The organism is Erythrobacter cryptus DSM 12079 (assembly GCF_000422985.1).
Classification (GTDB): Bacteria; Pseudomonadota; Alphaproteobacteria; order Sphingomonadales; family Sphingomonadaceae; genus Erythrobacter; species Erythrobacter cryptus.
This window is the reverse complement of the sequence record NZ_AUHC01000010.1, coordinates 82,413-106,390: the sequence shown is the minus strand read 5'-3', so window position 1 is coordinate 106,390 and position 23,978 is coordinate 82,413. Positions and strand designations below refer to the sequence as shown.

Annotated in this window: 30 protein-coding genes; 15 read left to right on the top strand and 15 right to left on the bottom strand. The window is 69.3% G+C overall.

Annotated features, from left to right (window positions below; all coding sequences use genetic code 11):
* The first annotated feature begins 32 nt into the window (after positions 1 to 32).
* Complete coding sequence (locus G524_RS15325) at positions 33 to 2,210, top strand: dipeptidyl-peptidase 5 (RefSeq protein WP_036857638.1); 2,178 nt, start codon at positions 33 to 35, stop codon at positions 2,208 to 2,210.
* On the top strand, positions 2,207 to 2,620 hold the full coding sequence (locus tag G524_RS0108135) for a (2Fe-2S) ferredoxin domain-containing protein (RefSeq protein ID WP_027443273.1): 414 nt from the start codon (positions 2,207 to 2,209) through the stop codon (positions 2,618 to 2,620). The genes G524_RS15325 and G524_RS0108135 overlap by 4 nt, the downstream gene beginning before the upstream one ends.
* A 10-nt stretch (positions 2,621 to 2,630) precedes the next feature.
* Here the strand turns inward: G524_RS0108135 and G524_RS0108130 are convergent, their stop codons facing one another.
* Positions 2,631 to 2,945, bottom strand: coding sequence for a hypothetical protein (locus G524_RS0108130; RefSeq protein ID WP_027443272.1), 315 nt, complete (start codon positions 2,943 to 2,945; stop codon positions 2,631 to 2,633).
* 160 nt (positions 2,946 to 3,105) lie between these two features.
* Here G524_RS0108130 and G524_RS0108125 point away from each other — a divergent pair, with 160 nt between their 5' ends.
* Genes G524_RS0108125 through xth form a run of 3 tightly spaced genes read left to right on the top strand, consistent with a single transcriptional unit; the run spans position 3,106 to position 4,740 of the window.
* Positions 3,106 to 3,537 (top strand): CBS domain-containing protein, encoded by a 432-nt coding sequence (locus G524_RS0108125; protein ID WP_027443271.1) that lies wholly within the window; start codon positions 3,106 to 3,108, stop codon positions 3,535 to 3,537.
* A gap of 38 nt (positions 3,538 to 3,575) precedes the next feature.
* Complete coding sequence (locus tag G524_RS0108120) at positions 3,576 to 3,908, top strand: HesB/IscA family protein (RefSeq protein ID WP_027443270.1); 333 nt, start codon at positions 3,576 to 3,578, stop codon at positions 3,906 to 3,908.
* Positions 3,909 to 3,945: 37 nt separating this feature from the next.
* On the top strand, positions 3,946 to 4,740 hold the full coding sequence (xth, locus tag G524_RS0108115; protein ID WP_027443269.1) for an exodeoxyribonuclease III: 795 nt from the start codon (positions 3,946 to 3,948) through the stop codon (positions 4,738 to 4,740).
* Positions 4,741 to 4,752: 12 nt separating this feature from the next.
* On the opposite strand, the gene G524_RS0108110 is transcribed toward xth, so the two are convergent.
* The 10 genes from G524_RS0108110 to G524_RS0108065 all read right to left on the bottom strand — a co-directional run bounded on the left by G524_RS0108110 (position 4,753) and on the right by G524_RS0108065 (position 11,382).
* Positions 4,753 to 5,409 (bottom strand): cell wall hydrolase, encoded by a 657-nt coding sequence (locus G524_RS0108110; RefSeq protein WP_027443268.1) that lies wholly within the window; start codon positions 5,407 to 5,409, stop codon positions 4,753 to 4,755.
* A gap of 197 nt (positions 5,410 to 5,606) precedes the next feature.
* Positions 5,607 to 5,948 carry a DUF1491 family protein gene (locus G524_RS0108105; RefSeq protein WP_027443267.1) on the bottom strand — a complete coding sequence of 114 codons (342 nt, stop codon included), beginning with the start codon at positions 5,946 to 5,948 and terminating at the stop codon, positions 5,607 to 5,609.
* Position 5,949: 1 nt separating this feature from the next.
* Positions 5,950 to 6,450, bottom strand: a complete 501-nt coding sequence (locus G524_RS0108100) for a PaaI family thioesterase (RefSeq protein ID WP_027443266.1) — start codon at positions 6,448 to 6,450, stop codon at positions 5,950 to 5,952.
* 17 nt (positions 6,451 to 6,467) lie between these two features.
* Positions 6,468 to 6,929, bottom strand: coding sequence for a PTS sugar transporter subunit IIA (locus G524_RS0108095; protein WP_027443265.1), 462 nt, complete (start codon positions 6,927 to 6,929; stop codon positions 6,468 to 6,470).
* A gap of 172 nt (positions 6,930 to 7,101) precedes the next feature.
* Entirely contained in the window at positions 7,102 to 7,668 is a 567-nt protein-coding gene (gene hpf, locus G524_RS0108090) for a ribosome hibernation-promoting factor, HPF/YfiA family (RefSeq protein ID WP_027443264.1), read from the bottom strand.
* 65 nt (positions 7,669 to 7,733) lie between these two features.
* Positions 7,734 to 8,450 (bottom strand): DNA polymerase III subunit epsilon, encoded by a 717-nt coding sequence (gene dnaQ, locus G524_RS0108085; protein ID WP_027443263.1) that lies wholly within the window; start codon positions 8,448 to 8,450, stop codon positions 7,734 to 7,736.
* Positions 8,451 to 8,499: 49 nt separating this feature from the next.
* On the bottom strand, positions 8,500 to 9,093 hold the full coding sequence (gene coaE / locus G524_RS0108080; protein WP_027443262.1) for a dephospho-CoA kinase: 594 nt from the start codon (positions 9,091 to 9,093) through the stop codon (positions 8,500 to 8,502).
* Positions 9,090 to 9,947 (bottom strand): shikimate dehydrogenase, encoded by an 858-nt coding sequence (gene aroE, locus G524_RS0108075; protein ID WP_027443261.1) that lies wholly within the window; start codon positions 9,945 to 9,947, stop codon positions 9,090 to 9,092. Before aroE ends, coaE begins: the two co-directional genes overlap by 4 nt.
* Positions 9,944 to 10,540 carry a Maf family protein gene (locus G524_RS0108070; RefSeq protein WP_084625104.1) on the bottom strand — a complete coding sequence of 199 codons (597 nt, stop codon included), beginning with the start codon at positions 10,538 to 10,540 and terminating at the stop codon, positions 9,944 to 9,946. Before G524_RS0108070 ends, aroE begins: the two co-directional genes overlap by 4 nt.
* A complete protein-coding gene (locus tag G524_RS0108065) occupies positions 10,537 to 11,382 on the bottom strand; it encodes a pyruvate, water dikinase regulatory protein (protein ID WP_027443259.1) in 846 nt (281 codons plus the stop codon). Before G524_RS0108065 ends, G524_RS0108070 begins: the two co-directional genes overlap by 4 nt.
* A 332-nt stretch (positions 11,383 to 11,714) precedes the next feature.
* On the opposite strand from G524_RS0108065, the gene hemE reads away from it, so the two are divergent.
* The 4 genes from hemE (at position 11,715) to G524_RS15320 (ending at position 15,096) form a co-directional block, all read left to right on the top strand.
* A complete protein-coding gene (gene hemE, locus G524_RS0108060) occupies positions 11,715 to 12,731 on the top strand; it encodes a uroporphyrinogen decarboxylase (protein WP_027443258.1) in 1,017 nt (338 codons plus the stop codon).
* Positions 12,732 to 12,735: 4 nt separating this feature from the next.
* On the top strand, positions 12,736 to 13,179 hold the full coding sequence (locus G524_RS0108055; RefSeq protein WP_027443257.1) for a CopD family protein: 444 nt from the start codon (positions 12,736 to 12,738) through the stop codon (positions 13,177 to 13,179).
* A 203-nt stretch (positions 13,180 to 13,382) separates the two neighbouring features.
* On the top strand, positions 13,383 to 14,648 hold the full coding sequence (gene rho / locus G524_RS0108050; RefSeq protein WP_027443256.1) for a transcription termination factor Rho: 1,266 nt from the start codon (positions 13,383 to 13,385) through the stop codon (positions 14,646 to 14,648).
* A 55-nt stretch (positions 14,649 to 14,703) separates the two neighbouring features.
* Positions 14,704 to 15,096: a BLUF domain-containing protein gene (locus G524_RS15320; RefSeq protein ID WP_051220990.1), complete on the top strand. Its 393-nt coding sequence runs from the start codon at positions 14,704 to 14,706 to the stop codon at positions 15,094 to 15,096.
* Here the strand turns inward: G524_RS15320 and G524_RS0108040 are convergent.
* The gene (locus G524_RS0108040) at positions 15,093 to 15,488 is read right to left on the bottom strand and encodes a nuclear transport factor 2 family protein (protein WP_027443255.1); all 396 of its coding nucleotides are present in this window, start codon (positions 15,486 to 15,488) and stop codon (positions 15,093 to 15,095) included. The genes G524_RS15320 and G524_RS0108040 overlap by 4 nt on opposite strands.
* A complete protein-coding gene (locus G524_RS0108035) occupies positions 15,485 to 16,183 on the bottom strand; it encodes a dienelactone hydrolase family protein (protein ID WP_027443254.1) in 699 nt (232 codons plus the stop codon). Before G524_RS0108035 ends, G524_RS0108040 begins: the two co-directional genes overlap by 4 nt.
* A 107-nt stretch (positions 16,184 to 16,290) precedes the next feature.
* On the opposite strand from G524_RS0108035, the gene G524_RS0108030 reads away from it, so the two are divergent.
* The 6 genes from G524_RS0108030 (at position 16,291) to G524_RS0108005 (ending at position 22,293) form a co-directional block, all read left to right on the top strand.
* On the top strand, positions 16,291 to 16,554 hold the full coding sequence (locus tag G524_RS0108030; RefSeq protein WP_027443253.1) for a DUF6489 family protein: 264 nt from the start codon (positions 16,291 to 16,293) through the stop codon (positions 16,552 to 16,554).
* 16 nt (positions 16,555 to 16,570) lie between these two features.
* Positions 16,571 to 17,851 carry a tRNA uridine-5-carboxymethylaminomethyl(34) synthesis GTPase MnmE gene (gene mnmE, locus G524_RS0108025; RefSeq protein WP_027443252.1) on the top strand — a complete coding sequence of 427 codons (1,281 nt, stop codon included), beginning with the start codon at positions 16,571 to 16,573 and terminating at the stop codon, positions 17,849 to 17,851.
* 159 nt (positions 17,852 to 18,010) lie between these two features.
* On the top strand, positions 18,011 to 19,870 hold the full coding sequence (gene mnmG, locus G524_RS0108020) for a tRNA uridine-5-carboxymethylaminomethyl(34) synthesis enzyme MnmG (protein ID WP_027443251.1): 1,860 nt from the start codon (positions 18,011 to 18,013) through the stop codon (positions 19,868 to 19,870).
* A complete protein-coding gene (gene rsmG, locus G524_RS0108015; protein WP_027443250.1) occupies positions 19,867 to 20,493 on the top strand; it encodes a 16S rRNA (guanine(527)-N(7))-methyltransferase RsmG in 627 nt (208 codons plus the stop codon). Before mnmG ends, rsmG begins: the two co-directional genes overlap by 4 nt.
* Before the next feature lie 37 nt (positions 20,494 to 20,530).
* Positions 20,531 to 21,307, top strand: a complete 777-nt coding sequence (locus G524_RS0108010; protein WP_027443249.1) for a ParA family protein — start codon at positions 20,531 to 20,533, stop codon at positions 21,305 to 21,307.
* Between the two features lie 17 nt (positions 21,308 to 21,324).
* Positions 21,325 to 22,293 (top strand): ParB/RepB/Spo0J family partition protein, encoded by a 969-nt coding sequence (locus G524_RS0108005; protein WP_027443248.1) that lies wholly within the window; start codon positions 21,325 to 21,327, stop codon positions 22,291 to 22,293.
* A gap of 96 nt (positions 22,294 to 22,389) precedes the next feature.
* On the opposite strand, the gene G524_RS17200 is transcribed toward G524_RS0108005, so the two are convergent.
* Positions 22,390 to 23,331, bottom strand: a complete 942-nt coding sequence (locus G524_RS17200) for a glycine zipper 2TM domain-containing protein (protein WP_051220989.1) — start codon at positions 23,329 to 23,331, stop codon at positions 22,390 to 22,392.
* Positions 23,332 to 23,462: 131 nt separating this feature from the next.
* The gene (locus tag G524_RS0107990; protein WP_027443304.1) at positions 23,463 to 23,963 is read right to left on the bottom strand and encodes a GAF domain-containing protein; all 501 of its coding nucleotides are present in this window, start codon (positions 23,961 to 23,963) and stop codon (positions 23,463 to 23,465) included.
* Positions 23,964 to 23,978 lie beyond the last annotated feature (15 nt).

Sequence of the window (23,978 nt, the reverse complement as noted above, 5' to 3'; positions counted from 1 at the left end):
ATTGCCGGGGCGAGGGGAGTAGTCCCGCGCCCATGCGTCACATCACCGCTTTCGGCGCGCTGGTCGCCGCCGCCCTCGCCCTTCCCGCCCCGCTCGCCGCAGAGACGGGCGACACCATCGCCCCCGCCGCGCCGGCAGAACAGCCCGCCGCGCCGATGGGCGCGCGCGATCTCGTCACCCTGCCGCGGCTCGGTGCCCCCGCGGTCAACCGCGAGGGCACGCGCGCGGTCTTCAGCGTCACCCTCACCGATCCTGCAAGCCTCGCGCGCAGCCAGGCGCATTACCTCATCGATCTCACCCGCCCGGGCAGCGCCCCGATCGCGCTCGATCTTGGCCCCGGCGCCGCGAGCCTCGCCTTCGGCGCTGACGGCGCGCTCTATTTCCTCTCGAGCCGCAACCTGCCGGGGGCCGAGAGCACCGCGCCCCCACGCAGCCGGGTGTGGCGGGCGAGCCTTGCCAAGGACGGCACGCTCGGCGCGCCCACGCCGGTGACCCCCGAGGTCGAGGCCGATGTCGAGGGCTTCAAGCTCTCCCCCGATGGCCGGGCGATCGCGGTGTGGGGCGCGGTGCCGCGCGCCTGCCCGCGCTTCGGTTGCCCGGACATGGCCCCTGCGCACCTGCCCGGCCCCGGCAGCGGGCGGCTCTATGACAGCACCACGGGCTTCGTGCGCCACTGGGATCGCTGGGCCAGCCCGGGGATCCACAACCGCATCTTCGTCTATCCGCTGGCCGAGGGCGTGGCCGTGGGCGACGGCGTGCCTGCCGACGGGCGCGATCCGGAAAGCGGCATCACCGCCGACAGCCCGACCATGCCCTTCGGCGGGGGTGAGGAAATCGCTTTTGCCGCCGATGGCAGCGCGCTCTATTTCACCGCGCGGCTTGCCGATGCGGATGAGCCGACCTCGACCAACCTCGACATCTATGTTTCCGATCTGTCCGGCGGCGCACCGCGCAATCTCACCGCCGCCAACCGCGCGAGCGACACCGCCCCTGTGGTCTCGCCCGATGGGCGCCACCTTGCCTTTCTGGCGATGGCGCGGCCCGGATACGAAGCCGATCGCCAGGTGGTGCAGCTGCTCGATCTTCAAACCGGCACGCAGCGCGCGCTGACCGAGGCGGTCGATCTCAGCTTTGCCAGCCTTGCCTGGAGCGCGGATGGCAAGAGCCTGATCGCCACCGCGCAAAAGGTGCTCGACACCCCGGCCTTCCGCATCGACATCGCCAGCGGCAAGGTGGAGGAGCTTGATCTCATCGCCGGGACGGAAGCGCATATCGCCAACCTGGCAGCGCTGCCCGGCGGGCGGCTGATCTTCACCCGCGATTCGCTCGGGAATCCGCCCGAGCTGTTCCTCGCGCAAGGCACCCGCCAGGCGCGCCCGCTCACCGATATTGCCACCACCCGCATGGGGGCCATGGCCAATATCATCACCCGGCGCTTGCGCTTCACCGGGGCGGGCGGGGCCGAGGTGTGGGGCCAGATCACCCGCCTTGCCGATCAGACCGGGCCGATCCCGGCGCTGCTGTTCATCCACGGCGGGCCGCAAGGCTCGTTCAACGATGCCTGGTCAAGCCGCTGGAACCCGCGGGTCTTTGCCAGCCAGGGCTATGCGGTGATATCGATCGATTTCCACGGTTCGACCGGCTATGGCCAGGCCTTCACCGATGCCATCCGCGAAGATTGGGGCGGCAAGCCGCTCGAGGACTTGCAACGGGGCCTAGAGGCGGCGCTGGCGCTCGACCCGCAGATCGATGGCAGCCGGGCCTGCGCGCTCGGGGCGAGCTATGGCGGCTACATGATCAACTGGATCGCCGGGCAATGGCCCGATCGCTTTTCTTGCCTCGTCAACCACAACGGCCTGTTCGACACCCGCGCCTTTGCCTATGCCACCGAGGAATTGTGGTTCCCGCACTGGGATTTCGGCGGCACCTACGAGGCCGCGCGCGAAACCTATGAGCGCTGGAACCCGGCCAATCACGTGAGCAAGTGGCAAACCCCGATGCTGGTGGTGCTGGGCGAGAAGGATTTCCGCGTCCCCTACACCCAGGGCCTGGGCGCCTACACCGCGCTCAAGAGCCGCGGGGTGCCGGCGCAATTGCTGGTCTTCCCGGATGAGAACCACTGGGTGCTGGGCGCGAAGAATTCGCTGCAATGGCACGAGACGGTGTTCGCCTGGCTCGCCCGCTGGCTCAAGGCGGACAAGCGCCAGTGAGCCGCCAGGAACTGCCCGCCGCCCGCGCCGCGCTGGCGCGCCACTATGGCGATGCGGCGCGCGGCAGCGGCATCACCCGGCACATCATGCTGTGCGCCCTGTCGGAAAAGCAGCAGTGCTGCACCCGCGCGGCGGGCGAGGAGAGCTGGCAGTTCCTGAAGGCGCGCCTCAAGGAGCTGGGCCTCGTCGGCCCGCGGCGCGGGGGTGAGGCGGGGCAGCAGGGGCGCGGCGGGGTGCAGCGCAGCAAGGTGGATTGCCTGCAGATCTGCGCCGCCGGGCCGGTCGCCGTGGTCTGGCCCGATGGGGTTTTCTACCACTCGTGCAGCCCCGCGGTGCTCGAGCGGATCATTCAGGAACACCTCATCGGCGGGGTGCCGGTGGCCGAATATCGCCTGACCCCGCCCGCCTAGGCGCGTGAAATCAATCCTGGCGCGGCAGCCACACCTCGTCCCGCGCGGGCAGGTGATTGTCGACCGATTCGTCGTGGCCCGTGCCGTGGGAAAGGAACACCAGCCCCATCAGCCCGCCGCCAAGCAGCATGGTAAAGCTGATGCCGAGCGCCACGGCGATGTAGAAATGCACCGAGATCATGCCGTTGAAGGCAAACAGCAGGCCCATGGCCAGCCCCACGGTGAGCACCGTTGCCGCCAGAAGCCAGCGCATGATGCGGCGATAGCGCGCCCAGGCATGGGCGGCATTGATGGGATCCTCGAGCGGGGACTTGCGCTGCGTCACCCCGCAGCCATGGCGCGCCCCGCGGCGCTTGGCAACGCTCGATGCGCGCAAGGGCCCTTGCCCGCGGTGCAAGTGCCCGCCCGCCCGCAGCGCCGCGCGGATTCGCCTTTTGGCCGGAATCGTGGCAATCTTGGCGCCCACGAGAGAGAGGAAGCCCGCCATGACCATCGCCCGAATCCTTGCCCGGCGCGGCCCGGCCGAGATCATTTCCTGCGATTGCGCCACCCCGGTGAGCGAGGTGGTGGCGCTGCTTGCCACCCGCCGCATCGGCGCCCTGCCGGTGCTGCGCGAGGGCCGGGTGGTCGGCATCGTCTCGGAACGTGACGTGATCTATTGCCTCGCCGAAAAGGGCCGCGATTGCCTCGACCAGCCGGTGAGCGAGATCATGACCTCGCCGGCGATCACCGTGGCCCCTTCGACTACCGTCGATGAGGCGCTGGGAATGATGACCCGCCGCCGCTTCCGCCACTTCCCGGTGGTCGAGGAGGGCAAGCTCATCGGCTTCGTGTCGATCGGCGATCTCGTCAAGCACAAGATCGACGAGGTGCAGCACGAGGCCGAGGCGCTGCGCCACTATATCCAGGCGGGCTGACCCTTGAGCAGCCGGCCCGGGCACCCTAGATCATCGGAATGAACGCTGCCCCGCTCACCCTCACCCCTGCCGCGGCAAGGCGCGTCGCCGCGATCGCCGCGCGCCAGTCGCGCCCGCCGATCCTGCGCCTTGCGGTGGAAGGCGGGGGCTGTTCGGGCTTTCAATACAAGTTCGAGCTGGCCGATGCCCCGGCGCCCGATGACAGCGTGAGCGAGACCGATGGGGTGAGGCTGGTGGTCGATCCCGTCAGCCTCGATCTCATCGCCGGCAGCACGGTCGATTTCGTCGAATCGCTCGGCGGGGCGGCGTTCCGGGTGGAAAACCCCCAGGCCGCCTCGGGCTGCGGCTGCGGGGCGAGCTTCGGGATTTAGGTTAGACGCGCCGCGCGCTTTGCGGCATCAGGGCCGCATGAAGATTGCCACCTTCAACATCAACGGCATCAAGGCGCGCCTGCCGCGCCTTGCCGAATGGCTCAGCGAAACCCGCCCCGCGATCGCCTGCCTGCAGGAATTGAAGACCGCGGATGAGGGCTTCCCCGAGGCCGATATCGCCGCGCTCGGCTACAAGGCGATCTGGCACGGGCAGAAGGGCTTCAACGGGGTTGCAATCCTTGCCGATGCGCGGGCCGGGCTGTCACTCGCCGAGGTGCAGCGCGGGCTTGGTGTGGCCGGGCCGGGGGAGGACGAGGGCGAGCAGGCGCGCTATCTCGAAGCCGATGTCGCGGGCCTGCGCATCGCCTGCCTCTACCTTCCCAACGGCAACCCCCAGCCGGGCCCCAAGTTCACCTACAAGCTCGCCTGGATGGCTGCGCTTCGCCAGCGCATGGCGGCGATCTGGGCCGCCGAGGTGCCGGCGGTGGTGCTCGGCGATTTCAACGTCATCCCCCATGATGATGATGTCTGGTCGCCCAAGGCCATGGCCGATGATGCGCTGATGCAGCCCGAGTCGCGCGCCGCCTATGCCCGGCTGCTCGCCGATGGCTGGACCGATGCGCTGCGCACCCACAATCCGCGCGGCGGGGTGTGGACCTATTGGGACTATCAGGCCGGGGCCTGGCCGCGCGACCACGGCTTTCGCATCGATCACATCCTGCTTTCGCCCGAATGTGCCGATCGGCTGGTGGCCGTGGGCGTGGACAAGGCCCAGCGCGGGCGCGAGAAGGCGAGCGACCACGCCCCCGTGTGGGCCGAAATCGCGCTCTGAGCCACAGGCCCTTCAGCGGTAGAAGATATGCGTGTCGATCTGCGCGAGGCGGGTCTTGGAATGGCGCCAGGCCGGGCTGACATGGCGCGCGTGGAAGAACATCGCCGCGCTCGCCCGGCTTTCCCACAGGCCGCGATGGGCGATCTCGGCAATCGCGCGGGCGCGCTTCCACGCGGGTGAGGCGGTGGGGATCGGCGGCATGTGCCGACCGCGCATGAAGGAGAACTGCCCCTTCTGCCGCACCACGCCGCAATAGGTGGCAGGAAAGCGCGGATCGGCGGCGCGGTTGAGGATCACCTCGGCCACCGCCAGCTGGCCGGTGAGCGGCTCGCCCCGGGCCTCGAAATAGACCGCGCCGGCAAGGCAGCGCAGCTCGGGATCAAGCGGGGCCGAGGTATCGATCATGGCAACGAGCTGTTCGAGCGATCCGGCCTCGCCCGCCGCATCGGGCAGGTCGGGCACAGCGCGATCCTGCGGGGGCAGGGGCTGCACCACCGGCGCGGAGATGAAGCGCGGCGCGGCGGGCACCTGCTCCTCAGGGGCGGGCGCGGGGGCCTCGGTGGGGCTGGCAGCTTCGGCAAGGGCAGCGGCATCGCGGCCGCTGGGAAACAGGGTGGTGGCAAGGGCGAGCGCGACAATCGCACCCAAAGTGGCAGTCTTGCGACTCATCAACGGAAACAGATCGTGCGGTGAACGGGCACCGACGCAGGCGCGAACCTCTCAGGGCCAGCCCTCCACGGGGCTGCGCGGGTTCGATGGGGCCTGCCGGCCGTTCCCCGACTGGCGTGCCCGTCGCCCGGCCGGAATGCCGCGCGGCGAGCCTGCGCTCGAAAGTCGGCGCGCAGGTAGGTTGCTGGCGCCGCCGGTCAATCGCAATCGTTCAATTGCGCGATGAACCGTGGCGGATCCGCGATATCCACCTCGATCAGCCAAGCATCCGGGTCCTGACGCCGCCTGCGGGCCAGGTATTCCTCGAATTCGGACGGGTTTTCCTCGCTTTGCCGCTTTGCAGCAACATATGGCCTGGCGCCGCTCGGTTGCGGCATCCTTTCGTAAAGCACCGCGCCCGTGCCGCGCATCAGGGTTACAATCAGGATGGTTCCGGCATCCGGCTCACCCCGGGCGAGCACCGTGGCAAAGCCGCCCTGCGATTCGGCCAGGCGCAAAATCGCGCTGACCTCGAGCCGCGCGGGCAGGCGCGCGCTCACCTCAATCCCCGGCAAGGCCCGGCGCGGCATAGCCGGCAAGGCCCGAAAGCGGGATGCGCGAGCGCATGAAGGTGCCGGTGCCGCGCCCGATCTCCTCGCCGCTTGCATCGATCAGCCGCGCCTCGGCCACGAACACCCGCCGCCGGCCATTGACCCAGCGCCCTTCGGCGGTGACCGTGCCGGCGCGCACCGGGCGGGTGAAGAGCAGGTTGAAGCTGGTGGTGAGCAGGAAGCGATCGGTCACCAGGGTGTTGGCGGCATAGAAGGCGGCATCATCGAGCATCTTGAAATAGATGGTGCCGTGCGCCGCCCCGGCGGCGTGGTAATCCTCGGGCGTGACGGTGAAGGTCAGCCGCGCGAGGCCCTCGCCCGGAATGGTGAGGCGGCTGGCAAACTTGCGGTTGATCGGCGCGGCGGCATAGAGCCGCTCGAGCGCGCGGAAATGCTCCTCGGCCCCGCTTGGCCGGCCGTGGCCATGCCCCTCGTCGTCAGCTTCAGCCATCACTGCCCCGGCACGAATCAGGCCGCATCGCGCAGGAACTGGTTGGTGAGGAGGGCATAGATCGCCTCGGCATCAGGGGCATCGGCGAGCATCTGCACCATCGCCTCATCGCGGGTGAGGCGCGAGATCGCGGCGAGCGCGTGGAGGTGGGTGGCCCCGGCGTTCTCGGGCGAGACGAGGGCGCAGACCAGCGCCACCTGCTGCGCATCGAGCGCGGCAAAATCGATCGGCGGATCGAGCCGCAAGACCGCGAGCGAGGGGCGGCGCACCCCCTTGCTGCGGCAATGGGGGATGGCGACGCCGCGGCCAAAGCCGGTGCTGCCCAAGGCCTCGCGCGCCTCTAGCCCCTCGAGCACCTCGCTCTCGTCTAGTCCATAGGCCTCGCTCAAGAGCTGCGCCATGCGCGCAAGCACCTTGGGCTTGGAATCGAGCCGCGCCACCGCGATGGCCTGCGGCGAAAGGGCAAGGTTCACATCCATCCTGTCACGAATCCCGATTGCGTGGCCCCGCCGGGGGCGGGAAGATCCGGCACGGCGCCGCGTTGGTTGCGCTGCCGGGCCGGGGCGTGGCCCCCCTGCGTGCCGTCTGGACCTTGGTGCCGGCAGCTTGCGGCACGGGGCTGTGGCTGAGCGCCTCGAGCCTCTCGCGATCCTATCTTGGCTCAACCCATCCGATCGAGCCATCGGCGCGCCGGTAAACCATATTATGCCGCCCGGTGCCAGCATTTTTGAAGAACAGCGCCCCGGTGTTGCGCAGGTCCATCAGCATCACCGCATCGGCCACGGTGGCGGTGGGAATGTCCACCCGGGTCTCGGCGATCACCACCGGGGCATCGGCCACCACCTCCTCGTCCTCGTCCTCCTCGACCGCAAAGATGGTATAGGCCGCCTCTTCCTCGGCGCGGGCGTGATCGGCGGCCTCGTGGCGGGCGTTGAGCCGGCGCTTGTAGCGGCGCAGCTGCTTTTCGATCTTGGCCACCGCGTCATCGAGCGCGACATGGGCATCATGCGCCTGGCCCTGGGCCTTGAGGATCAGCCCCTGCATCACGTGGGTGACGATGTCGCAGGTGAAGGCCCCGGCGGGCGCGCGGGCGAAGGTGACGTGGCTCGAAAGCGCACGCTCGAAATACTTCTCGACGATTGCCCCGAGCCGCTCGGCGGCGTGCTGCTGGAGCGCGGCGCCGGTGTCCATCTGGTGGCCGGAAATGCGGATATCCATGATCGTTCAGTCCTCCCGTCCAAGGTTGAGGATTTCCGGATGAGTTTGGGCAGCCGCCCCAGGCGTCAGCGGGTCCAGAGCGCGTTCTCGATCCCGGCGATGAAGGCGGCGTGGCGTTCCAGCTCCTCCGGGCTGGCAACGTGCGGACGCGGCGGGCGCACCGGGCGATCGCCGGGGGGGCGATGCCAGGGCGCGTTGCCGCTGGTGGAATGGGGGCTGAGCGCGGTGATGCTGGCGCTCACCACGGTCTCGGCAAGGCCAAGGCCGATCTGGCGCCCGCCGGTCAGTTCGACATAGACCTGAGCGAGCAGTTCGGCATCGAGCAGCGCCCCGTGCTTGACCCGGTGGCTGCGATCGATCCCGTAGCGCGTGCACAGCGCATCGAGGCTGAGCTTGGCCCCGGGGTGCTTGCGCCGGGCCAGCGCCACGGTATCGACCATGCGTTCAAGCGCGATCGGGGCATGGCCCGCGCGTTCCAGCTCGGCATTGAGAAAGCCGAAATCGAAGCCGGCGTTGTGCGCCACCAGCGGCGCATCGCCGAGAAAGGCGAGCAATTCCTCGGCCACCTCGGCAAAGCGCGGCTTGGTGGCCAGAAAGGCGCTCGAAAGCCCGTGCACCCGTTCGGCCTCGGCGGGCATGTCGCGCTCGGGGTTGAAATAGGCGTGGAAGGTGCGCCCCGTCTCGACCCGGTCGATCATCTCGATGCAGCCGATCTCCACCATGCGATCACCATTGCGCGGATCAAGCCCGGTGGTTTCGGTATCGAAGATCACTTCCCGCATTCTCGCCACTATCCTCCCATGTGCGGCGGCTTGCAAGCGCTGCGTGCAGCTAGGGCGCGGGCAGCGCGGCGATCAGCGCGGCGACCGCGGCGCGGGTCGCCTCGAGGCTGGTGCCGGTGTCGATCACATGGTGCGCACGGGCGCGCTTTTCGGCATCGGGCAATTGCAGCGAGAGGATGTGATCGAGCTTCTGAGGCGTCATCCCCGGGCGAGCAAGCACCCTTGCGCGCTGCACCTCGGCCGGCGCGGAGACGACGACGACAAGGTCGACCGCCGCATCCCCGCCGCGCTCGAACAGCAGGGGGATGTCGAACACCACCGCCGGCTTGTCGGCGTGGCGCGCGAGAAAGGCGGCGCGCCGGGCGGCGACCGCCGGGTGGACGATCGCCTCGAGCCGGGCGAGCGCGGCCTTGTCGGCAAAGACCTCGGCGCCGAGCTTCTCGCGGTTGACGCCTTGCGGCCCGGTCGATCCGGGAAAGGCAGCCTCGATCGCGGGCACAAGTTCGCCCCCCGGTCCCTGCATCGCGCGCACCTCGGCATCGGCGTCGAACACCGGAATGCCGGCCTCGGCAAACATGCCTGCAACGGTGGATTTGCCCATGCCGATGGAGCCGGTCAGGCCGATGATGAGAGGTCTGGTCATTGGCTCAGGATCGCGCGCAACTGGTGGTCGTGCTGGCGCGGTGGGGCCGCGCCGAAGAAGCGTTCAAAGGCAATCGCGGCCTGCCCGATCAGCATGGCGAGGCCGTCGATCGTCGGGTGCCCGCCCGCGCGCGCGGCCTTGAGGAAGTGCGTATCGCGCGGGGCGGTGACGATGTCATAGGCAATCGCGCCGGGGGGCGCGTGGCTCCAGTCGAAGGCAAGCGGGGGCTGGCCGGTCATCCCGAGGCTGGAGGCATTGACCACGAGATCGAGGATGCCCGCGCGGTCATCGAAGGCAAAATCGGTGGGCGCGGCAAAATGGGCAAGGTCGATGGCGTGGTGTTCGCCCGTGGGCGCAAGTTCATCGAGCAGGGCGCGCGCCTTGGCCGGATCGCGGCCCGCCACCACCAGAGTGAAGCCTTGCTGCCCCAGCGCGGTGATGATCGCCCGCGCCGCCCCGCCGGTGCCGATGATCCGCGCCATGCGAAACAGGTGCGTTTGGGCCAGCGCGTGCGCGAGCGGCTCGAGAAAGCCCGCCGCATCGGTGTTGGTGCCGATCAGCCGCCCGTCGCCCGCGGGCACGATGGTGTTGACCGCGCCGATCACATCGGCGGGCGGGGCAACTTCGTCGATGAGGCCGATCACCGCCTGCTTGTGCGGCATGGTGACATTGCAGCCGCGCCAGAGCGGATCGGCGCGGCGCGCGGCGAGATAGGCAGCCAGTTCATCCGGGCGGACATGGCAGGCGCGGTAATCCGCTTCGATCCCGAGCTTGTCGAGCCAGAAGCCGTGGATCGCGGGGGACTTGGACTGGGCGATGGGATCGCCGATCACCTCGGCATAGGGACGGGTCATGCGAGCAAGACCCCTTCCTCGCGCAGCGCCTCGAGCACGGCGATGAGCGGCATGCCGAGCACGGTGAAGTGATCGCCCTCGATGCGGCTGAACAATTGCACCCCCGGCCCCTCGATGCGGAAGGCCCCGACGGTCTGGCCGATCGCGGGCCATTCGCGCGCGAGGTAATCTTCGATGAAGGCCTCGGACAAGGGCCGCACATGGAGCCGCGCAAGGCTGGCATGGCGCCAGATGCACACCCCGTCCTTCACCAGCGCGGCGGAAGAATGCAGCTCCATCACTGCGCCCGCAAAGAAGCGCAGGTGCTCCGCGGCCTCCGCGCGGCTTTTGGGCTTGTCGAAGCGCCGGTGCTTGCACACCACCAGCGAATCGCTTCCCAGCACCAGCGCGCCCGGGTGCGCGGCGCTGATGGCGGCGGCCTTGGCCTCGGCAAGGGCGAGCGCGACCTCCGCGGGCGGCGCGGCGCCGAGCCGGGCCTCGCACGCGCGCTCGTCGATCGCGGCGGGGATGGCTTCGTGCGCCACCCCGGCGGCTTGAAGCATCGCGCGGCGCGAGGCGCTGGCGCTCGCCAGGATCAGCCGCGCCGCGCTCACAGGATCCCCCCGGCGCCGGGCTCGCCCTCGCCCCGGCGCGCGCGTTCCTGCAGCAGGCGGATCACCGCCGCGGCGGTCTCCTCGATCGAGCGGCGGGTGACATCGATCACCGGCCAGCCATGATCGGCAAACATGCGCCGGGCAAATTGCAGCTCGGCGCGCACCCGCTCATTATCGACATAGGCGGTCTCGGTCGCCTCGTTGAGCGAGAGGAGCCGGTTGCGGCGGATCTGGATCAGGCGTTCGGGGGTGGTGGTCAGCCCCACCACCAGCGGGCGGCGCAGGCCGAACAGCGCCGGCGGGGGCGGGCTTTCGATCACCAGCGGCAGATTGGCCACCTTGTAGCCGCGATTGGCCAGATAGATGCTGGTTGGGGTCTTGGACGAGCGCGACACCCCCACCAGCAGCACATCGGCCTCCTCCCAGTCCTCGTGGCCCAGGCCGTCATTATGGGCGATGGTGTATTGGATCGCCTCGACCCGCCTGAAATAGCTCTCGTCCATCATGTGCTGGCGCCCGGACCGGCCGCGGGCCTCCTGGCCGAGCTGGGCCTCGAGCGCGGCGGTGACCTGATCGAGCACCGCCACCGCGGGCAGGCCGAGGTGGCGGCAATGGTCCTCGAGCCGCTGGCGGGTCTCGGGATTGACGAGGGTGTAGAGCACCAGGCCCGGATGGGCGGCAAGCTCGGGCACGATCCGGTCAAGATGCTGGAGCGAGCGCACCATCGGCCAGAAATGGCGGGCCACGGTGGGATTGTCGAACTGGGCGAGCGCGGCCTTGGCGATCATCTCCAGCGTCTCGCCGGTCGAATCGGATACGAGGTGGAGATTGAGCGGGTTCATCGCGGGCCGGCTTTTGCCCCGTGCGGGCCTGTGGACAGATGGCGGCATAAACCACGGGAGGGCCGGTCTCACAAGCGGGGGAGCGATTTTCCTCCCCGCTGCCCGCTCATTTCTCTCGGGCCTTGCACACAGGCCGGGCGCGCTTTCGACAGGCTGGGAAGAGCGGGGATAAACTCTGCTTGACCACCGCGGCGCGCAGAGTCGCGAGCGATCGGGAGCGGGAGGCCGGGCGGGGCGGGGCGGTGCAAGCTCCGGCAATTCCCGCAATCCACAGGCCAACTTCCCTTCATCCCTCCTTTTACAATCTGATTTGATTTGATCTAAGGAGAGCCATGCCCGGTCCGCTTCTTGCCACGCTCAAGGGTGAGCGTCAGCCCCGTCCGCCCATCTGGCTGATGCGCCAGGCGGGGCGCTACCTGCCCGAATACCGCGCCCTGCGCGCCGAGAAGGGCGGGTTTCTCGAACTGGTCTATGACAGCGCGGCGGCGGCCGAAATCACGCTCCAGCCGATCCGCCGTTTCGGGTTTGACGGGGCAATCCTGTTTGCCGACATCCTGATCGTGCCCCATGCCATGGGCCAGGGCCTTGCCTTCACCGCTGGGGAAGGCCCGCAGCTTTCGCCCACGCTGCTTGAGGTTGATCTCGATCACTTCACCCCGGCGCCTGCGCGCTTCGATCCGGTCTATGAGACGGTGCGCCGCACCCGCGCGCAGCTGGGGCCCGAGGTGACGATGCTGGGCTTTGCCGGCAGCCCCTGGACCGTGGCGACCTACATGATCGCGGGCGAAGGCGCGAAGGACCAAGGCCCGGCGCGCCTTCTCGCCTATCGCGATCCGGCGCGGATGCAGGCGATCATCGATGCCATCATCGCGGTGACGGTGACATACCTTAGCGGCCAGATCGAAGCCGGGGCCGAGGCGGTGCAGCTGTTCGATTCGTGGGCGGGCAGCCTTGCCCCCGACGAGTTTGAAAGATGGGTGATCGCCCCCAATGCCGCGATCACCGCCGCGGTCAAGGCGCGCCACCCGGAGGTGCCGGTGATCGGCTTTCCCAAGGGCGCAGGGGCCAAGCTGCCTGCCTATGCGCGCGAGACCGGGGTGGATGCGGTGGGGCTGGACGAGACGCTCGATCCGGCCTGGGCGCATGCGAGCCTGCCCGAAGGCATGCCGGTGCAGGGCAATCTCGATCCACTGCTGCTCGAGGCCGGGGGGCCGGCGCTCGCCGCGCGGGCGCGCGCGATCATCGCCGCCTTTGCCGGGCGGCCCCATGTCTTCAACCTCGGGCACGGGATCGGCCAGCACACCCCGATCGCCCATGTCGAGGCGCTGCTGGGCGTGGTGAGGGGCTGAAAAGATGCAGGAAACCCTGTCCTCGATCTATCTCTTCCTCAAGGCCGGGCACGTGATCTTCATGGTGTTCTGGCTCGCCGGCCTGTTCATGCTGCCGCGCCAGTGCATCTACATGCTCGATCATGCGCCGGGCTCGCCGGGCGAGGCCAAGTGGGCCGAGCGCATGGGCAAGCTCAGGAAGATCATCCTCACGCCCAGCCTCATCATCGTCTGGGTGCTGGGGCTGAGCCTCGCCTATGCCGGGGGCTGGCTTAGCGACGGGTGGCTGCACGCCAAGCTCACCCTGGTGCTGGCGCTCACCGGCTTTCACGGCTGGCTGGTGGCGCAGACCAAAAAGATGGCGCGCGGCGCGCGTCCGCTCAGCGAAAAGCAGCTGCGCATGATCGGCGAGGTGCCGGGGCTGATCCTGGTGCTCGTGGTGGTGCTGGTTTACTTGAAGCCCCTCTAGGCCCGGCGCGCGCATTTGCGCGATTGACCTTGGGCGCGCCCGGGCCTATGCGCCAAGGTGTCTTTTCCGGTTGCCAAAGCGCGCCTTGCGGCTTTGGCAGGTCTGCTTTCTCCAAGCCCAGCCCCATCTCCCACCGGGGCACCTCTGCCCGGCAGAGGCACTGACCACCCGGCCAAGCCCAAACCCATCGGAACACCACGAAGATGCACCTTAAAGACCTCAAGCGAAAGACCCCGGCCGAGCTGGTGGCCATGGCCGAAGAACTGGGCGTCGAGGGCGCCTCGACCATGCGGCGGCAGGACCTGTTGTTCTCGATCCTGCGCGAACTGGCCGAGGATGAGGATTATGACGAGCCGATCATGGGCATCGGCACGATCGAGGTGCTGCAGGATGGCTTCGGCTTCCTGCGCTCGCCCGAGGCCAATTACCTGGCCGGGCCGGATGACATCTATGTCTCGCCCAATCAGGTGCGCAAATGGGGCTTGCGCACCGGCGATACGGTGGAGGGCGAGATCCGCGCCCCGCGCGATGGCGAGCGCTATTTTGCCCTCACCAGCCTCGTTAAGGTCAATTTTGACGATCCCGAGGCGCTGCGCCTGCGCACCAATTTCGACAACCTCACCCCGCTTTATCCCAACGAGAAGCTGCGGCTCGACACGCTCGATCCCACGGTCAAGGACAAGAGCGCGCGGGTGATCGACATCATCGCGCCCCAAGGCAAGGGCCAGCGCGCGCTGATCGTCGCCCCGCCGCGCACCGGCAAGACCGTGCTCTTGCAGAACATCGCCAAGGCGATCACCGACAACCACCCCGAGGTGTTCCTGATCGTGCTCCTCGTCGATGAACGCCCCGAGGAAGTCACCGACATGCAGCGCTCGGTCAAGGGCGAGGTGATCTCCTCGACCTTCGACGAGCCGGCCAACCGCCACGTGCAGGTGGCCGAGATGGTGATCGAGAAGGCCAAGCGCCTCGTCGAGCACAAGCACGACGTGGTGATCCTCCTGGATTCGATCACCCGCCTGGGCCGCGCCTACAACACCGTGGTGCCTTCCTCGGGCAAGGTGCTCACCGGCGGGGTCGATGCCAATGCGCTGCAGCGGCCCAAGCGCTTCTTCGGCGCGGCGCGCAACATCGAGGAGGGCGGCAGCCTCTCGATCATCGCCACCGCGCTGATCGACACCGGCAGCCGCATGGACGAGGTGATCTTCGAGGAGTTCAAGGGCACCGGCAATTCCGAAATCGTGCTCGATCGCAAGGTCGCCGACAAGCGCATCTTCCCGGCGCTCGATGTCGGCAAGTCGGGCACCCGCAAGGAGGAGCTGCTCGTGGGCAAGGATATCCTCTCCAAGATGTGGGTGCTGCGCCGCATCCTGATGCAGATGGGCACCGTAGATGCGATGGAGTTCCTGCTCGACAAGATGAAGGATTCCAAGACCAACGAGGACTTCTTCGCCACCATGAACCAATAGGCAGGCCAAAGGCGACGCGCCCGGGGGATCGGGGCGGAAGTGACGGACGGGAACAGTGCTCAGCCAGTATCTCTATATCAGCACCGCGCCGACCTTGCTGCGCGAGGAGGTGGACGCGATCCTTGCCACCAGCGCGCGCAACAACCCGGCGCGCGGGATCACCGGGCTGCTGCTGTTCAACGGGCGCAATTTCCTCCAGCTGCTCGAGGGCGAGGAGGCCGAGGTCGCCGCGCTGATGGAGGTCATCACCGCCGATCCGCGCCATGCCGGCGTCTCGGTGCTCGACAAGCGCGCGATCGCCGCGCGCGCCTGCCCGGGCTGGGCGATGAAGCGGGTGCTGATCGCCGAGAGCATCGAGAACCGCCGCGAGATGCTCGAGCGCGACCTGCCGGCAGGGCTTGATCCGGAGGTGCGCAAGATGATCGTCAATTTCGCGGTGCTGAACTAGGCGCGCGTGGCGGCGAGCGTCGCCGCCATCATCTCCCAGACCTTGTTGATGGCCTTCAAGGGCCGCACCATCACCTTGAAATCGCTGATTGTTCCATCTTCGTTCCAGCGAATGATATCAACCCCGTTGATGGTGATGCCATCCACCTCGGCGACGAATTCGAGCATCGCCTCGTTTCCGTCCACCAGCTCGCGGACATAGCGGAAGCTCTCGTTGCCCAGCACTTTGGCGGCGGCGAGGAGATAGGCCATCACCAGTGCCTTTCCCGCCTGCGGGGTGTGCACCACCGGGGAGTGAAACACCGCGTCTTCAGCCAGCAGACCGGCAAGGACGGCGGGATCGCACCCGCCGTCCATATAGGCGTGCCAGCGCGCCAGGTTCGCCCGGCTCATCCCAAATGCTCGGCGAAGAAGGCCGCGGTGCGGCGGTCGGCAAGCTGGGCCGCCTCCTCGACCCGGCGCTTGCCCATCTCGGTGGCAAAGCCGTGATCGAGCCCCTCGTAGTCATAAAGCGTCACCTTGGGGTGATCGTCGAGCCCGGCGTGCATCGCCGCCTGTGTTTCACGTGGAACAAAGCCATCGGCGGTGGGGATGTGCAGCATCAGCGGATTGGCGATGGCGTGCTTTTCGCCCAGCAGCCCGTCAATGCCGACGCCGTAATAGCCCACGCTCGCATCAATATCGGTGCGCGCCGCGGCGAGGAAGGCGAGCCTCCCGCCGAGGCAATAGCCGACGCAGCCGACCTTGGCGATGCCGAGCGTGCGGCGGATATGGTGGATGCAGGCCTCGATATCGCGGATGGCGAGATCCTGGTCGAAGCGGCCCATCATCTCGAGCGCGGTCTGGAACTCGCTTTCGATATCGGGATCGGCCTCGAAACCCGGCTGGAGCCGCCAGAACAGATCGGGCGCGAGCGCGAGATAGCCCTCGGCGGCGAGCTTGTCGCACTTGCGGCGGATGCCGGGATTGACCCCGAAGATCTCCTGAATGACGATGATCGCCGCGCGCGGCGTGCCCTCGGGCCGGGCGAGATAGGCGCCGAAGCTGGCATCGCCTTCGAGCGTGGGGATGGTTTCGTTGAGGCTCATGCAATCTCTCCTCGATTGTTGGCGCGGGCCAAGGCTCTATCGCTTGCCTTGCGCGCCTGCCAAGCGCAAATGAAGCCCGCGCGCAAGGCGCGAAGGAGGCCGGCCCCATGAAGATCACCATCGAAGTCGATTGCACCCCGGAAGAAGCGCGCAGCTTCCTCGGTCTGCCCGATGTCAGCGCCGCCAACAGCGCCTATGTCGAGACCATCACCAAGGCGATGCAGGGCGCCACCAGCCCCGAACAGCTGCGCCCCTATGCCGAGGCGCTCGCGCCCATGGGACAGATCGGGCTGAAGCTGTTCCAGAGCTTTGTCGAAGGCTCGATGAAGGCGGCCCAGCGCGCCGGCGACGGGGGCCGCAGCGGCGATTGAGCCGGGGGCCTCAACCATGAGCGGGACGATCTTCGCGCTCTCGAGCGGGGCGCCGCCCGCGGGCGTGGGGGTGATCCGCATCTCCGGCCCCGCGGCAGGCACGGCGCTGGCGGCGCTCGCCGGGCCGCTGCCACCGCCGCGCCGGGCGGTGCTGCGGCGCCTTCATGACGCGGCAGGCGCGCTGCTCGATCAGGCGCTGGTGCTGTGGCTGCCCGGGCCGGGCAGCGCCACCGGCGAGGACATGGCCGAAATCCATTGCCACGGCGGGCGTGCGGTGATCGCGGCGATCGAGGCGGCGCTCGCCGCGGTGCCGGGCCTGCGTCGGGCCGAGCCGGGCGCGTTCACCCGCCGCGCCTTTGCCAATGGGCGGATTGATCTTGCCGAGGCCGAAGGGCTTGCCGATCTCCTCGCTGCCGAGACCGAGCTGGCCCGCGCCGCGGCGCTCGCCATGGCCGGGGGGGCGCTGTCGCGCGCGGTCGAGGACTGGCGCACCCGCCTGCTCGCGCTCTCGGCCGAGATCGAGGCGGTGCTCGACTTTTCCGACGAGGAGGACGCCGCCGATCTGCCGCAATGTTTCACGTGGAACATTGCCGCGCTCGAAGGCGAGATCGCTGCCTGGCTGGCCCGCCCGCGCGCCGAGCGGCTGGGCGAGGGCTTTCGCGTCGCGCTCGCCGGGCCGCCCAATGCCGGCAAGTCCACCCTGTTCAATGCCCTCATCGAGAGCGAGGCGGCGATCACTTCGCCGATTGCCGGCACCACCCGCGACGTGCTCGAGCGCAGCGTGGCCATCGCCGGGGTGCCCTTTACCTTCATCGACACCGCCGGGCTGCGCGCCACCGAGGAGGCCGATGCAATCGAGGCGATCGGGATCGCCCGCGCCCGCGCGGCGCTGGCGCGCGCTGATGTGGTGCTGTGGCTGGGACCGGAAGGCGAGGGCCCGCCCGGCGCCTGGGAGATCGCCGCGCAGGCCGATCGGCCCGATTTTGCCCCCAAGCGCGCCGCCCGGGTTACGGTTTCGGCGGCAAGCGGCGAAGGGCTGGAAGCGCTCAAGCAGGCGCTGGTCGAAGCGGCGCGCGCGGCGCTGCCCAAGCCGGGCGAGGCCGCGCTCAACGCCCGCCAGCACGCGCGGCTCGGCGAAGCGGCCGCGGCCCTGGCGGCGGCGCAGCGCCTTGCCGATCCGCTGCTGATCGCCGAGGAGCTGCGCTGCGCCCGGCTCGCCTTCGATCGGCTGGTCGGCCGCGCCACCACCGAGGACATGCTCGACGCGCTGTTCGGCCGCTTCTGCATCGGCAAATAGGCGCGCCCCCGGCGGCGCCAATGCTTGTTGCCTTGCCGCGAACATGAGTTCGGGCTGCCGTTAATGTTTCACGTGAAACATTGCCGCCATACCCGGGTGCAGCCCCCCCAGGCGAATCGCCTTTGACGCGCGCGCCGGCGCGCCCTATCTCGCGGCCCCATGCACAGCTTCGATGTTATCGTTGTCGGCGGTGGGCACGCCGGGGTTGAGGCCGCCTGCGCCGCGGCGCGCATGGGCGCGCGCACCGCGCTCGTCAGCTTCGATCTTGCCGCGATCGGGGCGATGAGCTGCAATCCCGCGATCGGCGGGCTGGGCAAGGGCCACCTCGTGCGCGAGGTTGATGCGCTCGACGGGGTGATCGCGCGCGCTGCCGATGCCGGGGCGATCCACTACCGCATGCTCAACCGCTCCAAGGGCAGCGCGGTGTGGGGCCCGCGGGTGCAGGCCGATCGCAGGCGCTTCAAGGCCGCGGTGCAGGCGGCGGTGCACGCGCAGGAGGGCCTCACGCTGGTGGCGGGCGAGGCCGCGGCGCTGGTGCTCAAGGGCGGGCGCGTGGCCGGGCTCGAACTTGCCGATGGCACGATGTTTCACGTGAAACATGTGGTGCTGTGCACCGGCACCTTCCTTGGCGGGGTGATGTTCCGCGGCGAGGAACGCTTCGAGGGCGGGCGCATCGGCGAGAATGCCGCCAAGCGCCTCGCCGCCCAGCTGCGCGATGCCGATCTGCCCATGGCCCGGCTCAAGACCGGGACCCCGCCGCGGCTCGATGGCCGCAGCATCGATTGGGCCGTGCTCGAGGAGCAGCCCTCCGATGGCGAGGGCTGGACCATGTCGCCGCTCACGCCGCGGCGCATGAACCCGCAGGTGTTCTGTGCCATCACCCGCACCAGTGCCGCCGGGCACGAGGCGATCCGCGCCAATCTCCACCGCTCGCCGCTGTTCTCGGGCGCGATCGCGGCGGCGGGGCCGCGCTATTGCCCCTCGATCGAGGACAAGATCCACCGCTTTGGCGACCGCGATGGCCACCAGGTCTTCCTCGAGCCCGAGGGGCTGGATACGCACCTTGTCTATCCCAATGGCATCAGCACTTCGCTGCCCACCGATGTCCAGGAGATCGTGGTGCGCACCATGCCGGGCTGCGCGCGGGCGGTGATCGTGCAGCCGGGCTATGCGGTCGAATATGACCATATTGATCCGCGCGCGCTGGGCCGCGATCTGCAGCTGCGGGCGATCCCCGGGCTCTATTGCGCCGGGCAGATCAACGGCACCACCGGCTATGAGGAAGCCGCGGCGCAAGGGTTGGTGGCCGGGCTCGAGGCCGCGGCTTCGGCGCTGGGCAAGGCTGCCCCGGTGCTCGACCGCGCCAATTCCTACATCGCGGTGATGATCGACGATCTCACCCTGCAAGGGGTCTCCGAGCCTTACCGCATGCTCACCGCCCGGGCGGAATATCGCCTGCGCCTGCGCGCCAACAATGCCGCCACGCGCCTCACCCCGCTGGGGATCGCCGCCGCGTGCATCGGGGCCGAGCGGCGCGCCTGGTGGGAGCGGCGCGAGGCATTGCGGGCAATGTTTCACGTGAAACATTCCGAGCGAATCCACGCGCGCGAACTCGCCGATCTCGGCCTGCCGGTGCGCCGCGACCATGGGGTCAAGACCATCGCCGAATGGCTGCGCTTCGACGGGGTGACGCCCGCGGCGCTCGGCCCCTGGCTCGGCGATCTTGCCGCGCGCGATCCCCAGCTTGCCGAGGAGTTGGCCGAGGATGCCGCCTATGCCCCCTATCTTGCCCGGCAGGAGGCCGAGCTTAAGGAACTGCGCGCGAGCGAGGCCCTGCCGCTGCCGCCCGACTTTCCCTATGCCGCGGTGCCGGGCCTCTCGAACGAGATGGTCGAGCGGCTCACCCGCGCCGCGCCCACCAGTCTCGCCGCGGCGGGAAGGGTGCCGGGGGTGACCCCGGCGGCGCTGGCGGCGCTGCTGGTGCACGCGCGGCGCCTGGCTGCGAGCCCCGCGGCATGATCGACAGCGAAGCGGCGGCGCGCGCCTTTGTCGCAGGGCTTGCCGATGCCGCGGGCATGGCCCGGCTCGAGCGGCTCGCTGCGCTGGTGCTCGCCGAGAACCGCCGGCAGAACCTCATCGCCCGCGCCAGCGAGGAACGGATCTGGCAGCGCCACATCGCCGATTCCGCCCAGCTCATCACCCATGTTTCACGTGAAACATTGGCGGCAGAGGCGGGCGGGCCGTGGCTCGATCTCGGCAGCGGGCCGGGCTTTCCCGGCCTCGTCATCGCCGCGCTGTGCCCGCAGATGCCGGTGGTGCTGGTCGAGGCGCGCGCGCTGCGCGCCGCCTTTCTGCGCGAGGCCGTGGCGGCGCTCGATCTGCCGCATTGCCAGGTGGAGGGGCGCCGGCTCGAGCGCGTGCCCCCCTTTGCTGCCCGCGCCATTTCGGCACGCGCCTTTGCGCCGCTGGCGCGTCTCCTCGCGCTATCCGCACCCTTCTCCACAGACCAGACCGCCTATCTGTTGCCCAAGGGCCGCTCGGCAGCGCAGGAACTGGCAGGGCTTGATCCTGCGATTCGGGCAATGTTTCACGTGAAACATTCCTTGACCGATCCCGAGGCCGGGATCATCGTGAGGGTCTGATGGGCGCAGCGGCGCCGGGGAAGGACGGACGAAACCCATGCTGACCATCGCCATTGCCAACCAGAAGGGCGGGGTGGGCAAGACCACCACCGCGATCAACATCGCCACCGCCATGGCGGCGACCGGGTGGCGCACCCTGCTGATCGACATGGACCCGCAGGGCAATGCCTCGACCGGGCTGGGCATCGGCAACGCCGCGCGCGCGGTCTCGAGCTATGATCTTCTGGTCGACGAGGTGCCGCTGGCGAGCGCGATCGTGCCCACCAGCATCCCCCGGCTCGAGATCGTGCCCGCCACGGTCGATCTTTCAGGCGCCGAGGTCGAGCTGGTCGCGCTCGAGGGGCGCACCCATCGCCTGGCCCGGGCGCTTGCCGGCCATTCGGGGCACGAGCTGTGCTTCATCGATTGCCCGCCCTCGCTGGGCCTGCTCACCCTCAACGCCCTGTGCGCGGCCAACACGCTGCTGGTGCCGCTGCAATGCGAGTTCTTCGCGCTCGAGGGCCTCTCGCAGCTGCTCCAGACGGTCGATCAGGTGCAGCAGCGCTTCAACCCCGATCTCGGCATCATCGGGGTGGCGCTGACCATGCACGACCGGCGCAACCGCCTGACCGACCAGGTCTCCGAGGACGTGCGCGAATGCCTCGGCAAGCTGGTGTTCGAGACCGTGATCCCGCGCAATGTGCGCCTGTCCGAGGCGCCGAGCCATGGGCTGCCGGCGCTGGTCTATGACCAGCATTGCAGCGGCAGCCGCGCCTATATGGCGCTGGCGCGCGAACTCATTGGAAGATTTCCCGCCGAAAGACAGGCCGCATGACCGAAAGCACCAACCAAATGACTGATAATCCTGCGGTTTCCCGCGCATCGGCAGAGCGGCCGCGGCGCCTTGGCAAGGGGCTGGGGGCGCTCCTCGGCGAGACCCGGCGCGAGGAGCCGCTGGTGCGCGCCGATGCGGCGGCGGCGCCGGCAGCCGGGGCCGAGGCGGGCGCGGCCGTGCCCTCCTCGCCCTTGCGGATGCTGCCGCTTGCCAGCATCCGTCCGCTCCCCGGCAACCCGCGCAAGCATTTCGACGAGGCCGCGCTCGAGGAACTTGCGGCCTCGATCGCCGCGCGCGGGGTGATCCAGCCGATCATCGTGCGCCCGCACCCCGATGGCGAGGGGTATCAGCTGGTCGCCGGGGAGCGCCGCTGGCGCGCGGCGCAGAAGGCGCGGCTGCACGAGATCCCGGCGCTGGTGCGCGACCTGTCTGACCGCGAGGTGATGGCGCTCGCGCTGATCGAGAACCTCCAGCGCGAGGATCTCAATCCGGTCGAGGAAGCGCGCGCCTATCACCGCCTCTCCGAGGAGGAGGGGATGCTCCAGGTCGATATCGCCAAGCTGGTCGAAAAATCGCGCAGCCACGTGGCCAACATGATGCGGCTGATGAGCCTGCCGGGCCAGGTGCTCGACCTCATCGAGCAGGGCAAGCTCTCGATGGGCCATGCCCGCGCGCTGATCGGCCACGGCGATGCCCTCGCGCTCGCCGAGATCGCGGTGGCCGAGGGGCTGTCGGTGCGCGATGTCGAGACCCTGGCGCGCAAGGGCGCCGCCCCGCGGGGCGAGACCGCGGCGCCGGACGCGGCCGCCGCCACCGGCGAGAATGCCGATATCCGTGCGGTGCAGCAGCATCTCGAGGAGTTTCTGGGCCTTACGGTCAAGATCAAGCCCGAGGCCGATCCGCGCAAGGGCACCGTCACGATCCGCTACACCACGCTCGATCAGCTCGATCTGGTGTGCCAGCGCCTCACCGGCGGAGAAATCTGAGCGCGCCTTTCCGCCTTGGTTTGGCGGGTGAGGGCAGCGCCAAGGCGCGCCGGTGGCGCAGCCCGCCCGGCGGCTATCTGTTGTTCGCCCGCGGCCTCAGCGCCCGCGGCGCAGCTTGATCATCTTGGGCGAGGGCGGTGGGGCGGGGATTTCGCGCGCCGCGCCGGGCACGGCATAGGTCTCCTCGCGGATGTTTTCACGCACCACCACCTGCTGCGGCACCTCGCTGCGCACCGGCACCAGCACCATCTGCGGCGGCGGGGCATAGGCATAGGTGTAGGCCGGCGCATAGGCCGGCGCATAGCCATAGGCATAGGCGGGATAGGCGCCATAGGCCGGATAGGCGATCTCGCGGCTGGCGATGCGCGCAGTTGGCTGCGAGAGATAGGCATCGAGCGCCGCCTCGCAGTCATAGCGGCGCTTGTCGTTGCGATCGAACAGGCTGCCGAGCAGTCCGCCGATCAGCCCGCCGCCGCCGGCGCCGAGCACGGTGCCGAGCACCCGGTCCCCCGCCCCGGCGATCTCGTAACCGGCCACGCCCCCGGCGATCGCACCGAGCAGCCCGCCGATGATGAGCCCGGTCTCATCGCGCCCCATCCCCTTGGTGCGGCGGCGACATTCGGCGAGCCACTGCTCGCGCTCGAACACCACCGGGGCGGCGGCGGGCATGTAGGCGGGGGCATAGCCGCCCGGATAATGGGCGCCGGGGTAAGCGGCAGGGCCGGCATGGGGCGCCGCGGTGGGGGGCACCGCGGTGGGGGGCGCCGCGGCGGGCGTGCTGGTCGCGGCCGGGCGCGGCGCGGCGATGCGGCGGGTGCGGGTGATGGTCTCCACCCCATCGACCACGGTCACGGTCTCGTCCACCTGCGCCGGGAGGGGCGCGCTGCGCATGTCGGCGGGAAGGGCCTGCATCTCAGCCTCGCCCATCGGGGTGAGCGGCGGCAGGTCGCTGTAATTCTGCGCCTTTGCCAGCGTAGGCAGGGCGAGCGCGGGCAGGGCCACGCCGAGGCTGGCAAGAAGGCGGAGCGGCAGGCGCATGTCTCAAATCCCCCGTGGCGCCGCCGAAGCGGCAGATGGTTAGCAACGCGTTTAACACCGCCTGCCGCCGCGGCCCAAGCCGCCGCGCAGCACCTGTCCCGTTTCGGGCCGTTCGGGCGCGGCGTGCGCGTTCAGATGCGCGCGGCGATGGCCTCGGCAAGGGCCTCGATCCCGGCGGCATCCTCGGGGGTGAAGCGGGCGAGGCGCGGGCTGTCGAGATCGATCACCGCCACCACCTGGCCTGCGCGCCGCACCGGCACCACCAGTTCCGATCGGCTCGCCGCATCGCAGGCGATGTGGCCGGGAAAGGCGTGGACATCGGCCACGAGCTGGGTGGCGCCACTTGCCGCGGCGGTGCCGCACACCCCGCTGCCAAGCGCGATGCGGATGCAGGCCGGCCGGCCGATGAAGGGGCCGAGCACCAGCTCCGCGCCCGCCCCATCGCGCCGCGGGGCCATGCGGTAGAACCCGGCCCAGTTGAGATCGGGCAGGAACTCCCACAAGAGCGCGGCGAGATTGGCCATGTTGGCCACCGGATCGGGTTCGTCCGCGGTCAGCGCCTCGGCCGCGGCGATGAGCTCGCGGTAAAGCGCCGGCGTGCCCAGCGCGGGATCAGGCCTGAAATCGTACATGGCTGCGCGTCCTGC